This window comes from Phycisphaeraceae bacterium (genome assembly GCA_019454185.1).
Classification (GTDB): Bacteria; Planctomycetota; Phycisphaerae; order Phycisphaerales; family UBA1924; genus JAHBWV01.
In genome coordinates, this window is record CP075368.1 from 1,770,367 (window position 1) to 1,785,467 (window position 15,101).

A 15,101-nucleotide genomic window follows, 5' to 3' on the forward strand; every position below is an offset into this window, starting at 1 on the left:
CACTCGGCCGGGCGATTCATTTTGGAACTGGAGTGCGGGCACGTCAGGCGGGTTGGTCAACCCCAGCGTGATGTGTCCAGCCGGACGCGTCCGGGTTCGGATTGCCATGGGGCGATCGGGCGTGGCCATGTCCATCGTCTGCCCTGGGAGCCGATGCGTTCAAGGCCGAGGGTGATGCCGCCCTGGGCGTCGAATGCGGCACGCGGCAGACGTATCCGGAATGACCAGCGATCGGATTGAACCCGCATCGAGCCCGCGAGGATCTGGGGCGTCGTGAGTGAGAGTTCGTCGGTGGGCGTGCCGCCACGCGTCACGCGGATGACGGAGATCGGCTTCGAACGCGGGCCGAGCCAGATCCTGACGGAATCCGCGTCGTTTCCGGCTTGTTCGGGGCGCAGGCACTCGACATAAAGTGTCCACTCTTCGTTCGAGCCGGGTAGCCGCTCGAGCAATGCTGCGGTCGTCCACTCCGCATCTCCGGGTCGGCGTGTCGGTTCTGCGGCGGCCTGCCAGCGGTCGAGGGTCCATGTGGGCAGAAAGGGGCCCATTCTGAGGCCGGGTGGGGAGACGGGGATCGGCGAGCTGAGCACTGTGCGGCTGGTGTTCCAACGCCCGACATTGATATCGATCGACCCGGTGCCGTCCGGCACCTTGCGTGAGGTTGAAGTGAGGGCGACGCCACGGCCGCTTTCGAGCGTTGTGATGTTGGTAGGAGATTCGCTCGCGGACGACGCGGCCCACGCGAGTGTCGCGCGGTCGCCGAGGTTGACGATGCCCACCGTGGAGATCGCGTCCCCGGTTGCGGCGTCGACGAGTCCGGCATCGTCGATGACCCAGGCGAGCCCGAGTGGTTGATCGGCGATGAAGTCGGCGGCGGCCCTTGCGCGAGTTCGGACGCTTCCGCCGGGATTGAGGAGTTCGGAGAGGAGACGATCGAGCCGACGTTGGCTGAGCGGCCATGCTGGGATGCGTATGCCGTTGTCGAGAACCGCGTGCATGCAGAGCACGCGCCTGAGGCGTTCGCACAGGTCGGGATCATCCTGGTGTAGTCGAGTGAGAGCCGCGGCCCAGCGGGATTCCTGCTGGGAGGCGATCGCTTCGAGAGGATCGGGGATTGGAGCACGTTCTTCGTCTCGATCAGGAATGAGCAAGGGGAGGGAGCCCGCCAGCCCCTCGGTGGAGAGACGCGCACGCCAGCGCCTTGAAGGGCTGGAGAACTCCGGCGTGAGATATGCCTGATACCCCGGTGAACCGATCGCTTCGGGAAAGACCGGCGTGAGGGCGCCGGAGTTGCGACCCTGCGGGAGGGGTGCGATCCAGTTGATCTCGATGAGACCGCGTTCGATCCAGACGCCCTGCCCGGCGGCGTCCAGAGGAAGATCGGTCAGTATCGCCCAGTATCCCTGACCCTCGCCGGGGCGACCCTGGGGGGAATCGATCACGCTCCACGAGCCGGATTCGGGGAGCCAGCGAGCGAACTCGTTCGGATCGAACTCGACGCGAATCCACACCAACTTTGCGGCGATCTCGCGCCCATCTTCGAGCTGAGCAGAGATCGGTCCGGGCTTTGCGAGCGAAGGCAGAACGTTCACTGGAAGGACGAGCGTGGTGCCCATGACATGATCGACCCGCTCTTCAATCGGGCTGATCGGCCCGAGTGGGCCCTTTCTCACCGGCCTTGCGGATTCATCGCGGTTTGTCTGGGAGGGCTCTGAGCACCCGAGCGAGAGAAGGGTCGTGACGGTGATGAGGGCGCAGAGCCATGCGAGAGACGCTGTGCGGTGCGTGAGATGGAGTTGCTTCAGAGGGTTCGCAGGGAATCGGCCGCCGACCGGGTTGGGTGATGGCGGTTCATTCCCCGATCTGTTCGAGCAGCGATGAAGCAGAGTCACTGCCAAGTGTATAGGCACGCATGGCGAATGTGCGGGCGGCGTCCTTGTCGCCGGCGTTGTAGAGCCAGATCGCGGCCTCCAGAGCGAGATCTGCATCGCCCGGCCGAGCCCGGGAGGCATCGACGACGCAGGCGACCGCCTCCTGGCGTTTGCCGAGCATCGCGTTGCACTCGGCGATCAGGCGGACGTTGTGCAACTCCTGGCGATCCAGATCGGAGAGACCGTCGAGAACGAGCAAGGCCTGCTCCGGCTTCGACTGACGCTTCAGAGCTCTCGCCTCGATCAGTCGCCATGCACCCACTCTCGGCTCGAGCTCGCGGGCACGCGCGACGTGCTGGAGAGCGAGATCGATCTTGTTCTCAGCGAGTGCGATGTCGGCCAGGGTGCCCCATGCGATCGCGTTCTCGGGCTGGAGCGCGACCACTCTCAAGAGCGAGACCTTGGCGTCTTCCGTCAGATCCAGCTTGCGCTGCATCTGGGCGAGATAGAGCGGATAGGTCGGATTGGACTTCTCGGCATTCTGGGCGGCGGAGTAGTGCTCGAGCGCGAGATCGAAGCGATTGTTCATCCTCGCCATCGTGCCGGCTGCGAATTCGGTTGATGCGTCCCGAGGACCGATCGTCAGTGCGGCGAGGAACTGCTCGTATGCATCACCCGAGCGATTGAGTGCGATGTAGGTCTCTGCAAGAGCGATCCGCAGTTCCTGCTGATCGGCATAGTTCCTCACGGCTTCTTCGAGGATCGCTGCGGCTTGCCCGTGATCACCCGCCCGCACGTGTTGCTGGACGGAGACAAGTATGGCCTCGGTCGCTTCCGCGGGCGAGATCCGCTGCTGATTGGGTGCTCCTGATGCCACACTCGGTTCAGGGCGTCCGGATATGGTCAGGATGCTGAGAATGAAGGCGGAAAGAAGAACGAGGGCGGCAATGAGTGTGGCGAGGTTGACCTTGCCGGCTCGCCACTGCCCGTCTTGTACTTTGTTGTCTGGCTCTGACCGGTTCATCATCGCATCCCTATCGGCACGGCGATACCCTTGACGCCATGACCGATCACGCACCGAATCCGTCTTCCAGCACCGATCCGAAGCCCGGAGCGGCTGCGCCCTCGAACGACCTCCCGAAGACCTACAAGCCCACCGAGCACGAGGATCGTATCCGTGCACACTGGGAGTCCACCGGCGCGTTCCACGCTGACCCTTCGCGCGTTCTGAACGGGGAGGCGGAGCCGTATGCGATCGTGATTCCGCCCCCGAACGTCACCGCCGCGCTGCACCTTGGCCACGCGCTCAACAACACGCTGCAGGATGTGCTGGTGCGGGCCCACCGGATGAAGGGGTTCGAGACGCTGTGGATGCCGGGGACGGACCACGCGGGGATCGCCACGCAGAGCGTGGTCGAAAAGCGCGTGCTGAAGGAAGAGGGAAGACGCCGCGCGGACTTCAAGGGCGAAGAAGGCCGGCGCGAGTTCGTCGGAAAGATCCAGGCGTTCAAGGACGAGTACGAGAAGGTCATCACGGATCAGCTCAAGCGGATGGGGTGCTCGTGCGACTGGGAGCGCCAGCGGTTCACGATGGATGAGGTGTGTGCCGCGGCGGTGCGCGAGGCGTTCTTCCAGCTGTTCAAGGATGGGCTGATCTATCGCGGCAAGCGCCTGGTGAACTGGGATCCGGTGCTGCAGACCGCGGTGGCGGATGATGAGTGCTTCGATCAGGAGATCGATGGAGCGTTCTATTACTTGCGGTATCCGCTGGTGCGTGACAAGGGTGACGGAAAGGGAATCACGTGGGGTGAGCTCAAGCACCTCGGATTCCCGGCTGAGCACATCAAGGGCGCGGCGAATGAGCGAGCTTGGATTACGGTCGCGACGACCAGGCCGGAGACGTACCTCGGCGATACCGCGGTGGCGGTGAGCCCGAAGGATCCTCGCGCGGCAGTGCTCAAGGACCTCTGCGTGGAGCTGCCCATCATCAAGCGGGTGGTGCCGATCCTTGTGGACTCGTACGTGGTGCTGCCGGAGTCGCTTGCGACGAGCGAAGAAGAGAAGAACGACCCGAAGGCGAAGTTCGCCACGGGGTTCCTGAAAGTGACGCCCGCGCACGATGAGAACGACTACCAGCTCTACCAGCGGCACAAGGAGCGGGTGGACTCGCTGATGAGAGTCGGTGACGGTCTCTGCAACATGATGGAGTCGGATGGCCGCGTGACAAGCGAGAAATTGTGGAGCGAATCGAAGGACGGCGCAATGTTTGTGGGTCTCACCATGGCCGATGCGCGAAATCGCGTGGTCGCCGAGTTCAAGCAGCGCGGGCTGCTCGAAGAGGTAAGGCCGTACCGCCACAGCGTCAAGCACAGCGACCGAAGCAAGGCGATCATCGAGCCGTACCTGAGCGATCAGTGGTACGTGAGGGTGACGGACTCGAAACTGGCCGGTGCTGCGGTGGACGCGATGGTGCCGGAACAAAGAGGGGCCTTGGGTGGCACCGCTCTCCAGAGCGGTGGTTCGGCCATCGATAGCTTCAAGTCCCGCCCCCTTGCACCAGCGGGCTTTGTCGGAATGGACCCTTATCCACCATTTGAGCCCTCTCCCAATGGGCTCATTCGCTCTCTTCGCAACCTGCCACATGTGGAACTCAAGGGTGCCACTTACTTTGTGACATGGCGATTGATGACAGGCGCGTTATCTGCTCAGGAACGAACTGCTGTCCTCGAATCAATGAGGCATGGCGAGGGCGAGGCATTCGATCTCTTTGCCGCGTGCGTCATGCCCGACCATGTGCACGCGATCATCCGGCCGTTGCAGACCATCGGTGTGGGAGAGTGGGTTTCAGGCGTCAAGAAGTTCACCGCTCGCAGAATCAACGAATCAAGAAGAACGAACGGGCATCTGTGGCAGGATGAGCGGTTCGACCACATCGTCCGTGACCGGGGCTGGCTTGGCGACTTTGTCGAGTACATCCTCCGCAATCCAGTCGAGGACGGTATCTGTGCACGGCCATCCGACTACGCATGGACGTATCTGTCCGCGTCGATTCTCGAATGCATATGGAAGCAGAAAGACCAAAGGCACACCGCTCTGGAGAGCGGTGCCACCAAAGACAGAGACACCGGCGACGGCTCGCTGAAGTTCTATCCGGAGCGGTACGCGAAGACGTACGAGACGTGGCACGAGAACATCAGGGACTGGTGCATCAGCCGCCAGCTTTGGTGGGGGCATCGGATACCGGTTTACTATCTTCATCAGAACACTGCACAGGGCGTAGATGTTGGCGTACCTCAATCTTGGGAGATTCAGAACCTGCAGCAAGAGTCTCGAATTGACGATCTTGGATTTCGAGCAGCGAGCGCATGCGGGGTCGCCTCTGAGATTCATTTCAATAGAGATGGCGTCAACAGCGTTGCTCCCAGCACCGGAAAATCCCTCGGCGAACGCATTTACTTTGGCATTGCTTGTGCTCGCACTGAGCGAGCACAAAAGTTTTTGTCGCACATCCAGCGGATAGCGCGGCGAGGCTCGATGGACGAACAGAAGGCCGAATGGGCGGCATTCAAGAGCGAGTACGGTGAAGCTGCCTGGCAGAACGCTCGGGAGCTCGCGAGTCAGCTATCGGACGTGACACAAGATCCCGACGTCCTCGACACGTGGTTCTCGTCCGCCCTGTGGCCTATGAGCACGATGGGGTGGCCGGACGCGGCAGCCGCGGCGAAGGCGACGGGGATCGCAGATTTCCCGCAGATGCTCGACGCGTTCAACCCGACATCGGTGCTGTGCACGGCGCGGGAGATCATCACCCTGTGGGTCAGCCGCATGGTGATGTTCAATAGGTACCTCAGACCGGAAGGCACGAAGGCACACAGGCACGAAGGCACGAAGAAGGAGAGCCCGGAAGGAGGCAAGGGGAAGGGTCCCGTGCCGTTCCGCGACGTCTTCATCCACTCGGTCATCCAGGATGGCGAGGGGCGGAAGATGTCCAAGTCGCTCGGTAACGGCGTGGACCCGCTCGACATCATCGAGAGCCACGGCTCCGACGCGATGCGCTTCACGCTCGTCCAGATGACGACGAGCACGCAGGATGTGCGGATGCCCGTCGAGCGTGACCCCACCAGCGGCAAGAACACCAGCCCGAAGTTCGACCAGGGGCGGAACTTCTGCAACAAGCTCTGGAATGCGGCACGGTTCGTGGTCTCCATTCTGGAGAAGGCGGAAGGCACGGAGGCACAAAGGCACGAAGGCACGAAGGAGAGCGTGAGAGCGGGTGATCTTTCGCTGATCGACAGGTGGATGCTCTCGCGCGTGGCGGCGACAGTGGCTGATATCGATCAGTCGCTCGCGTCGTACCAGTACGCGCCGTACGCGACCGCGATGTACGACCTCTTGTGGCGTGATTTCTGCGACTGGTATCTGGAAGCGATCAAGCCGACGGTTGCATCCTCCGCGCCGCAGCGGGCGGTGCTGCGTGCGACGCTGGATGCGATCCTGCGGATGCTGCATCCGATCGCGCCGTACATCACCGAGGCGATCCACGAGCGTGTACGGTCGCTCCCCCCCACCGCTGCCATCGCGGGACTGGATCTTGTGGGCGAACCCAAGGACGCCGCGCGGCGTGCGAACGCGAAGTGGAACGGGCTGCTCTGCCGCGAGCATTGGCCGAAGGCGGATGCGGCGCTGCGAGATGCCGAGGCCGAGGCCTCGTTCGAGCGGCTGCGCCAGTTGGTGACGGCCTGCCGCGAGGTGCGGAGCCAGCACCAGGTGGCGCCGAAGCGGCGCGTGAAACTGCACGTCCACGCCGATCTGGCGGCAGAGATCACCTCCGCCGCCGGAATGGTCGAAACGCTCGCGGGACTCGCCGAAGCCGGCGTTTCGAAGCCCACCGGCGCGTCCGTGTCGTTCATGTTCGACTCAAAGGAGTGCTTCCTCAGCGATCTTGCCGATCAGGTGGATGCGGGCGCGGAGCGCGAGCGTCTGGCGAAGCAGGTGGCCGATCTCGACAAGTCGATCGCGGCGCTCGAGGGACGGCTCGGCAATCCCGGATACGCCGACCGGGCTCCCAAGCACCTGGTCGATCAGACACGGGACCAACTGGCCAAGGCCATCGCTGATCGCGAGGCGGCGCGGGCGAACCTCGCGAGACTCTCGTGATGCCCTTCGAGGACGGGGCATGCCCGATTATTTCTTGTAGTACTCCAGATTGATCTGGATGTACTTGTTCCACTCGGTCGGCAGATCCTCTTGTGGGAAGATCGCCTTCACCGGACACTCGTCGACGCAGAGCCCGCAGTCGATGCAGGTGTCCGGGTCGATGTAGAGCTGATCGCAGGTGCCGAAATCGGCCTCTGCCTTGGTGGGGTGGATGCAGTCAACGGGGCAGACCTCGACGCACGAGGTGTCCTTGGTTCCGATGCAGGGTTCGGCGATGACGTGTGGCATGGTCGTGAAACTCGTATGGAGGGTGGCGTGGAGTGTAGGGCCACGCCAAAGGGACGTGAGGCCGGGTTCTTTATCGTTTCGATCGGGATCGGCGGTTTAGGCGCGGCTCGATGCGGTGGCGGCGGGCGAATCGATCGCATGCCGAACCGCTGCTGCGAGGGCGTCCGGGCTGTACGGTTTCTGGATAAAGCAGAGTCCGGGCTCGATCTCGGCGAGCCGGTCCGTGTATCCGGATGAGAGGAGCACCCGGATGCCGGGGCGGCGGCGTTCGATCTCGGCCGCGAGGTCGCGCCCGTTCATGCCCGGTAGGACAAGATCGGTCAGGAGGAGGTGGATCTGGCCCTTATGGGTGTCGGAAACGGCCATCGCCTCGGCTGCATCACCTGCGAGCAGGACCGTGTACTTCCTTCGTTCCAGCACCTCGCGGACAAGGTCTCTGACGAGCGGCTGGTCCTCCACGAGGAGGATCGTCTCGGAAGGCGCGGCATCGTCGGCAACGGCCTGGGTGCGTGTAGAACCCGCCTGTCGGGATTGGTCCGTGTCGGCCCTCGCCGACCCCTTCGCTGCCGGGAAGTAGAGTCTGAAGGTTGTTCCCGAACCGACCTCGCTCTCTACCTTGATGTGGCCCCCGCTCTGCTGCATGATCCCCATGACGGTCGGCAGCCCGAGCCCGGTCCCTTTCCCCTGTTCTTTGGTCGTGAAGAAGGGCTCGAAGATGCGGGGAATGTTCTCTGCGGGGATGCCGGAGCCGCGGTCGGTAACGGCGATCTGCACGTACTGACCCGGCTGCATTCCTTCGAGTTGGCGTGCGAGGGCGGCATCGACTTGCGTGTTTGCGAGTTCGATGGTGATCGACCCGCCATCGGGCATGGCGTCACGCGCGTTGATCACGAGGTTGACGAGCACCTGCTGGATCTGGGCGGGATCGACGCGGAAGTTGAGAAGGTCGTGGGAAGCTCGTACTTCGAGCGTGATCCCCTCGCCGATGAGCGGCTCGATCAGTGTGCGAGCACGATCGACTACATCCGCCGGGCGGCAGACTTTGGGCTCGATGATCTGCTTTCGCGCGAAGGCGACGAGCTGGCGTGTGAGGTCGGCTGCGGAATCGGCGGCGAGCAGAATCTGGTCGAGCGAGGCCGCGACTTCGGGCTTTATCGCGGCGTCTCTTGCGATTCGGGCGTGTCCGATGATCGCGGTCAGCCAGTTATTGAAGTCGTGCGCGATGCCACCCGCGAGGCGTCCGATCGACTCCATCTTCTGGGCCTGATGGAACTGGATCTCGAGTGACTTTCGCTCGGAGACATCGGCAACGAGGCCGATCATGTGGAGTTTGTCGTCGCTTGCCTGAACGAAGTAGCCGCGGTCGTGAACGTGGATGTACGTCCCGTCGGTTCGCGTCATTCGATACTCGAGATTGAATGGCTCTCGGGTTGCCTTGACACGGGCGATCTCGTCATTGAAACGCTCTCGGTCGTCTGGATGGACCTGGAGTGCCCACTTGCCGAGCGATCGAAGGACATCAGTTGAAAGGCCGAGCACATCTTCTGCGCTGCCCTCGATTTCGACAGTATTTGTCTCGGGGTCCCAGTCGTACAGAATCTGCTTGCTGGCGCGGATGACCGCATCGAAACGGGCCTGAGACGCGAGGGCGGCACGCTGAGCGTTGCGGCGCTCGGTGAAGTCTTCCGCTGTCCCGACGTAACTGGTCACTTCTCTCTGCTCGTCCAGAATAGGAGACGCAAGCACATGCAACCAACGCACCTTGCCATCGGTGCGAACGATCCGATACTCATGCACCCATGGCGCGGCCGTCTCGAGGGCCTCACGCCACGAATCGATCACGCGCTTCTTGTCGTCGGGGTGTATGAGCTCCGACCATCCCCAGCCAATCGCGTGTTCGGTCCGCTGGCCCGTGACCTGCTCCCATCGCGGGCTGATGTATGTCTTCGCGCCGTCTGGCCGGCACTGGAAGACCACCAGCGGAGCGTAATCGCTGATGGCCCGGAAGCGGTCCTCGCCACGCCGAATCTCGTGCTCGGCCTCGACCTGGTCTGTGATGTCCTGCGCGGTTCCCCAGACCCGAACCAATCGCTTCTGGTCATCGAGAACGGGCGTGCCTCGTATGAACATTACGCGTGTCTCGCCATCCACGATGAACCTGAACTGGTCGAAGAGGGGGCGCGGATTCTCAGAGAGTTCGGAGATTGACTCTCGCACTCGATCACGATCCTCAGGGTGTATGACCGTGAACGCCTCGTCGAGCATGTTGCCGAAGTACTCGCGCGGGATGCCGAGGATGCCGTGCAAGGCGTCGGAAAAATCGACTCGCTTCGAGACCCAATCGACTTGCCAATGTCCGAGTTTCGCGAGACGCTCGGCGTCGGCGAGGCGTTCGCGACTCTGTCTCAGTTCGGACTCGACTCGGTCACGCCTCCGGAACTCCGCTGTCACGATCCATGCCGCGCCGGCGAGCCCTATCACCGCAAGCCCTTCGAGCAGGAGCAGCGAGTAAGGGCCCTGGATGCCGATGCGGGCGAACTGCAGTCGATAGGCGTCGACGATCTCTTGGTCTCTGACATAGAGCTCGTCGAGGGCTGGGATCGTGGCTTCGAGGATCGTGCCGCGCGGCGCTTCGGTCGCTTGCCTGAGGCGTATCCGGACGTCGTCCATGACCGTTGCCTGTCCATCCTCGGACTCTCCGAGTCTGGCGATGTCGTCGAGCATGGATTCGATCATCGAGGCCGTTGCCTGCGAGAGGGGGCGTTCCGGCTCACGCTCGGCGGCGCGAACGATCTCGAGAATCAGAGCGCGACGCGCACGAAGGAGGGAGACGGCTTGATCTCGCTTCTCTCCGATCGCCTCGAGACGCTTCACACCGAGATACGTGATCGGGATGAAACAGAGCAGGACGCCCACCATCATCCACACAAGGAAGGGGTAGATCCAACGGGAGATGGCCCGTCGCTGCTTCGGCTGTGTCTGGTCCGCATCGGGCATGTCGCCAAAGGGTATCAGAAAGACGAGACTCACACACGCGTTCCGGGGGGAGATCCCACGCGGGGAGCGATCGTGCGGAGATCGCAGCGGGCGCAACCTCTGTCATCGCAGCGGCATGCATTGAATGGCGGCAGATAGGTATATTGACCATGGCAGGCGAGAGAAGCACAACTTTCGACGATTGCCTCGGAGCACACAGATGCGAACCCGGCCTCTAGGTCAGTCAGGGATTGAAGCCTCGGTCATCGCGCTTGGGACTTGGGCGATCGGCGGGTGGATGTGGGGCGGGTCGGATGAGGACGAGGCCGTGCGGGCGATTCACAGCGCACTTGATCGCGGCATCAACCTGATCGACACAGCGCCGATCTACGGGTTCGGGCACTCGGAGATCGTGGTGGGACGTGCGCTCAAGGGGCGGCGGGATAAAGCGGTGATCGCGACCAAGTGCGGCATGGTGTGCAACACGCGCGCGGGCGAGTTGAAGATGCGATCAACCGCATCGGGACCGAGCGAGCACGGGCACATCGAGGTCTACATCTACAACAATCCAGAGTCGATCCGACGCGAGGTGGAGGACTCGCTGAAGCGTTTGCAGACGGATCGGATCGATCTCTATCAGACGCACTGGCAGGAGGGGGTGACGCCCCTGGAGGAGACGATGGGCGCGCTGGTGAGGTTGCGCGAGGAGGGGAAGATCCGCGCGATCGGCGTGTGTAACGCGAGCACGACGCAGATGGAGCGGTATCGCAGCGTCGGGCGCCTGGACAGCGATCAGGAGAAGTACTCGATGCTGGATCGCAAGCTGGAAGCGGAGCAGTTGCCGTGGTGTGAGCGGAATGGCGTGGCGGTGCTGGCGTATTCGCCGCTGGCACTTGGGCTTCTCACCGGCACAGCTGGCCCTGAGCGTGAGTATGCAGAAGGGGACATGCGCCGCACGCATAAGCGGTTCAGTGTGGAGAATCGAACGCGTATCCAGGCCCTGCTCTCTCGGTTCAGGCCGATCACGGATGCACACGGGTGCTCGCTCGGGCAGTTGGTCATCGCGTGGACACTCGCGCAACCGGGCGTTACGCACGCGTTGGTCGGCGCGAGGAACGAGCAGCAGGTTTCCGACAACGCTGGTGCCGCGGACGTTCGACTGACGAGCGATGACTTGTCCCGTATCGCGACGGCGCTGGCCGGCTTCGAGCTGGTCTGACCGCGTACACTCGATATCGGCTCACTCAGAGAGGACGTTCCCGCGATGCGGTTGTTTGCCATGTCAATCCGGGTGAGGACGAGACCGATGCGCGTCATCGCTCGGGGAGTCAGCATCGGTACCGCGACGTTGGCTCTTCTCACGGGGTGCGCCACCACAGAGACATCGGTCTCGACACCGGCGATGTTCGCTGATAGCACGACAGAGACCTCGGCAATCCGGCGCGGGCAGGGGCGGTATGTGGTCTCCCGAGCCCCGTGGACGTTTGAAGGTGCTGCGGGCGAGGTGATCGAAACAACGACCTATCGGATTCTCACGACCGTGCGTCCCGGGTTGCTGCTCGATCGCCTGCCGACCTTCGTCGAGAGCGCGATTGCTGCGTACACCGGCTCTTTCGGCGTTCTGCCCGCGCCCTCGCAACGGCTTGAGACATACGTGCTGGCGACTCGGCCCCAGTGGGCGCGGCTGACGGAGTCGCTGATGCGTGAACGCGCGGGGGTGTACCTGCGGATCCAGCGCGGCGGCTACGCGGCGGACGGGCGGGGCGTCTATTTCGACATCGGAGTTCAGGACACGCTCGCCATCGCCGCTCACGAGGGGTGGCACCAGTACACCCAAACGACCTTCAGAGACCGATTGCCGATCTGGCTCGAAGAAGGCATCGCGGCGTATATGGAGGGGTATCGCTGGGACACACTCTCGGATCGGCCGGTGTTCCTGCCCTGGTCGAATGTCGAGCGTTACGACGCGCTTCGATCCGCGCGGGAATCGGGCAAGCTGATGCCTCTGGAAGCGTTGCTTGTGTCCGAACCGGGAGAGTTGCTCGATCGGTCGGCATCGGACCCCTTGGTCTATTACGCGCAGGTCTGGGCGCTGGTCCATTGGCTCAGAGAGAGCGAAGGTGGGCTGCGTCGCGAGAGTCTTGAGCGTCTGCTCACTGACGCTGCCGTGGGACGCATGGGGCAGATCGTTCCGATGCGTGTAGGCAGCGGGCAGAGCGGTGGGCGCGCCGTAAGAAGCACAGCCGTGTTCCGGACGTATTTCAAAGAGGACATCGAATCGGCATCGGACTCATACCGTCGCTTTGTGGAGCGGATCACAAGACCGGGAGGCAAGGACCTCGTCGTGCTCGGTCGAAGCCCCTTCAGCGGCTGATCCGAACGGCTCAGTTTCGGGTGCTGGCGAGCGAGCCCGCTGTGTTGTCATGACGTGGAGAGGGGGGCGCGCCGAGATAGGTGAGGGCTCTCTCCATGGCGCGCCGAACGACGGGGCCGGCTGTCATTGATCCATAGTGCGTTCGCTCGCGAACCCGCTTCGGCCCCGGATCGTCGATCACGACCAGGCATACGAGGCGGGGTTCTTCGGTTGGACCAGCGGCGATGAAGCTCGAGTTGTACTGGCCATCGAAATAGCCGCTCGAACCGCGTGGGCGCCTCATGCCGTCCGGCGCCTTGCCGAGCGGGATCTCGGCGGTTCCCGACTTCCCGAAGATCGAGTACCGCCACTGATTCGCGGCCGCCAGCTCGCTCTCAGATCCGGATCTTCTAGCTTGGACGCGCATGCGGTTCTCGACGTTGTGCGTCACGCCGCTGAGAGTCGCCCGTGTCAGCAACGCGACATCCGAAGGGAGGACGCGGTTGATGACCGGAATCGTGAGTGAATCGTGATCTACGGCTCGGAGTGTGACATCCGGCAGTGTTCCTGCCAGTTCACCCGGCCTTGCGAATGTCGCGAACGCCCTGACCATCTGGATCGGCGTGACGGCGACTTCGTGTCCGATCGGCACCGAGGTCTGGCTGTACTTCGACCATCTGCGTGCGGGGGTCACGATGCCCGCGCCCTCGCCGGGAAGACCGATGTTGGTACGGGATCCGAACCCGAAGCGAGTGACCGCCTCGTGCATCTGCTGGAAGGACATTCTCTCGCCCGCCTTGACCATGCCGATGTTGGACGAATTCACGAGCACGTCCTGCCACGACATGACGTCACGCTTTGTCACGTCTTCGATGTATCTGCCGTAGCTCGTGAACCAGCGCCCGCCTTCGGTATCGAAGATCTCGGCCGGCTTGGCAAAGCCACGCTCGGTGATCACGGCCCAGATGAACGACTTGAAGGTCGAACCGGGCTCGTAGACATCTTCGATGCAGCGATTGCGAGCCAGAGCGGGGTGGATGCGGCGTCCGGGATCTTCGGTGAGCGTCTTGTAGCGAGGCCGGGCGGAGCCCGACACCGGGTTCGGCCGACGCGCCACTGGATCCTTTGGCTCCCACGCGAACGGAACAACATCATCGCGGTCTAACACGATGTCGACCATCGCCAAGACTTCACCCGTCAAAGGGTCCAGCATGATGCAACGCCCGCCCGCGGCGTCGGCATCCTGGATGCCACGCATCAGCTCTTCGTGCGCGATACGCTGGAGTTCAAGGTCGATCGAGAGTCGGGCATCCTGCCCTCGCTTGGCGGGGCTCCAATGACCGGGCTCGACCCAGAGCGGACGGCCTTGCGCGTCTCTGACATACTCCGCCTTGCCACTCTGCCCGAGCAGACCCTGGTTCAGGATCCGCTCTGCACCGATCGACCACTTCGGATCGACACCGACCTTGCCGACAACCGATGCGACCAGCGGACCGCCGGGATACTCGCGGATATCGCGGCGTTCAAGGTAAACGCCGGGGATCTTGAGCGACTTAACGGTTGCGATCTGATCCTCATCGAGCACGCTCCCGACCGCGACGTACCTCGCGAGACGCGGAGTATCGCCCTCATCCAAGTCGCTGGGTTCGTTGCTGTCCCTCCCGAATACCTGGCGCAGCATGGACGACAAGGTGAGGGGCTCGGGCGGCTCAGGGGGCTGTACCTGGGCCAGCTTGCTGTCATTCTGCGCGATCTTCGCCATCAACGGCTCACCGACCTTTTCGGGCGGTACGCCGAGCGCGTCGGCCAACCGGATGATCGCGGCCTCGGGCGGATCGGGGAAGACTGTCGGATCGATGAAGGCGCGATATCCGATGCGTGTGGTTGAGAGCAACCGACCCCGACGGTCGAGGATCTCGCCTCGAACTCCTGGAAGGGTCGCCCGGGTCACGCGGGCCTGGATGTGCTCAGCGAGCTTTGACGGCGGTTGGACCTGCAGCTGAACAACACGCAAGGCGGCTGCCACCATCGCGATAGCCATGCAGGCGCACGCGACCATGGTGGAGAGGTTCGCGCGAGATTCTGCCCTGCTGTCGTGCGTCATCGTGGTGCCTGGGGTCTTTGGTGGACGCCCGGCGAACTCGGGACAGCCCGCCCGAGATCGTCGAACACGGTCGGCTCTGCGTTGTGGCCAGGCGCCGGATCGAGGAGCGGCTTGAGATCGCTTGCGGCAGCCGCGATCTCGTGGATGTGCTCGGGCGTGACGAGGGTTGCGATACGCGTGCGAATCGCGAGTATCTGCTCATCCTGGCGCTTGATGCGCAGCCGCGTCTGCGTCAACTCGTGGAACGCCTGGATCCTGGCTTGGCGGACGGCAAGCAACGCGCACGCGATGATGCCCAGAGAAAGCACAAGTGCAACGATCTTTCCGAACACCTTGGCCTCACTCTACTGCC

9 protein-coding genes are annotated in these 15,101 nt (G+C 63.1%); 3 read left to right on the top strand and 6 right to left on the bottom strand.

What is annotated here, in order from left to right:
• Positions 1-56: 56 nt before the first annotated feature.
• Both KF838_07515 and KF838_07520 read right to left on the bottom strand, forming a co-directional pair.
• Positions 57-1,892, bottom strand: coding sequence for a hypothetical protein (locus tag KF838_07515; GenBank protein ID QYK49693.1), 1,836 nt, complete (start codon positions 1,890-1,892; stop codon positions 57-59).
• The gene (locus tag KF838_07520) at positions 1,852-2,898 is read right to left on the bottom strand and encodes a tetratricopeptide repeat protein (GenBank protein ID QYK49694.1); all 1,047 of its coding nucleotides are present in this window, start codon (positions 2,896-2,898) and stop codon (positions 1,852-1,854) included. The genes KF838_07515 and KF838_07520 overlap by 41 nt, the downstream gene beginning before the upstream one ends.
• Positions 2,899-2,933: 35 nt before the next feature.
• Here KF838_07520 and KF838_07525 point away from each other — a divergent pair, with 35 nt between their 5' ends.
• Entirely contained in the window at positions 2,934-7,028 is a 4,095-nt protein-coding gene (locus KF838_07525; protein ID QYK49695.1) for a class I tRNA ligase family protein, read from the top strand.
• A gap of 27 nt (positions 7,029-7,055) precedes the next feature.
• Here KF838_07525 and KF838_07530 read toward each other — a convergent pair whose 3' ends face one another.
• Both KF838_07530 and KF838_07535 read right to left on the bottom strand, forming a co-directional pair.
• Complete coding sequence (locus tag KF838_07530) at positions 7,056-7,316, bottom strand: 4Fe-4S binding protein (GenBank protein QYK49696.1); 261 nt, start codon at positions 7,314-7,316, stop codon at positions 7,056-7,058.
• A gap of 96 nt (positions 7,317-7,412) precedes the next feature.
• Positions 7,413-10,313, bottom strand: a complete 2,901-nt coding sequence (locus KF838_07535) for a PAS domain-containing protein (GenBank protein QYK49697.1) — start codon at positions 10,311-10,313, stop codon at positions 7,413-7,415.
• 199 nt (positions 10,314-10,512) lie between these two features.
• Between KF838_07535 and KF838_07540 the strand changes: the two genes are divergently transcribed.
• Positions 10,513-11,511, top strand: a complete 999-nt coding sequence (locus tag KF838_07540; GenBank protein QYK49698.1) for an aldo/keto reductase — start codon at positions 10,513-10,515, stop codon at positions 11,509-11,511.
• Between the two features lie 87 nt (positions 11,512-11,598).
• Complete coding sequence (locus tag KF838_07545) at positions 11,599-12,666, top strand: DUF1570 domain-containing protein (protein ID QYK49699.1); 1,068 nt, start codon at positions 11,599-11,601, stop codon at positions 12,664-12,666.
• A 10-nt stretch (positions 12,667-12,676) separates the two neighbouring features.
• Here KF838_07545 and KF838_07550 read toward each other — a convergent pair whose 3' ends face one another.
• Both KF838_07550 and KF838_07555 read right to left on the bottom strand, forming a co-directional pair.
• A complete protein-coding gene (locus KF838_07550; GenBank protein QYK49700.1) occupies positions 12,677-14,749 on the bottom strand; it encodes a penicillin-binding protein 2 in 2,073 nt (690 codons plus the stop codon).
• On the bottom strand, positions 14,746-15,081 hold the full coding sequence (locus KF838_07555) for a hypothetical protein (GenBank protein ID QYK49701.1): 336 nt from the start codon (positions 15,079-15,081) through the stop codon (positions 14,746-14,748). The genes KF838_07550 and KF838_07555 overlap by 4 nt, the downstream gene beginning before the upstream one ends.
• Positions 15,082-15,101 lie beyond the last annotated feature (20 nt).

Coding starts and splice junctions, on each gene's coding strand:
- KF838_07545 (QYK49699.1), top strand. CDS start 11,599: ATGCGCGTCATCGCTCGGGGAGTCAGCATCGGTACCGCGACGTTGGCT.
- KF838_07530 (QYK49696.1), bottom strand. CDS start 7,316: ATGCCACACGTCATCGCCGAACCCTGCATCGGAACCAAGGACACCTCG.
- KF838_07550 (QYK49700.1), bottom strand. CDS start 14,749: ATGACGCACGACAGCAGGGCAGAATCTCGCGCGAACCTCTCCACCATG.
- KF838_07525 (QYK49695.1), top strand. CDS start 2,934: ATGACCGATCACGCACCGAATCCGTCTTCCAGCACCGATCCGAAGCCC.
- KF838_07520 (QYK49694.1), bottom strand. CDS start 2,898: ATGATGAACCGGTCAGAGCCAGACAACAAAGTACAAGACGGGCAGTGG.
- KF838_07540 (QYK49698.1), top strand. CDS start 10,513: ATGCGAACCCGGCCTCTAGGTCAGTCAGGGATTGAAGCCTCGGTCATC.
- KF838_07535 (QYK49697.1), bottom strand. CDS start 10,313: ATGCCCGATGCGGACCAGACACAGCCGAAGCAGCGACGGGCCATCTCC.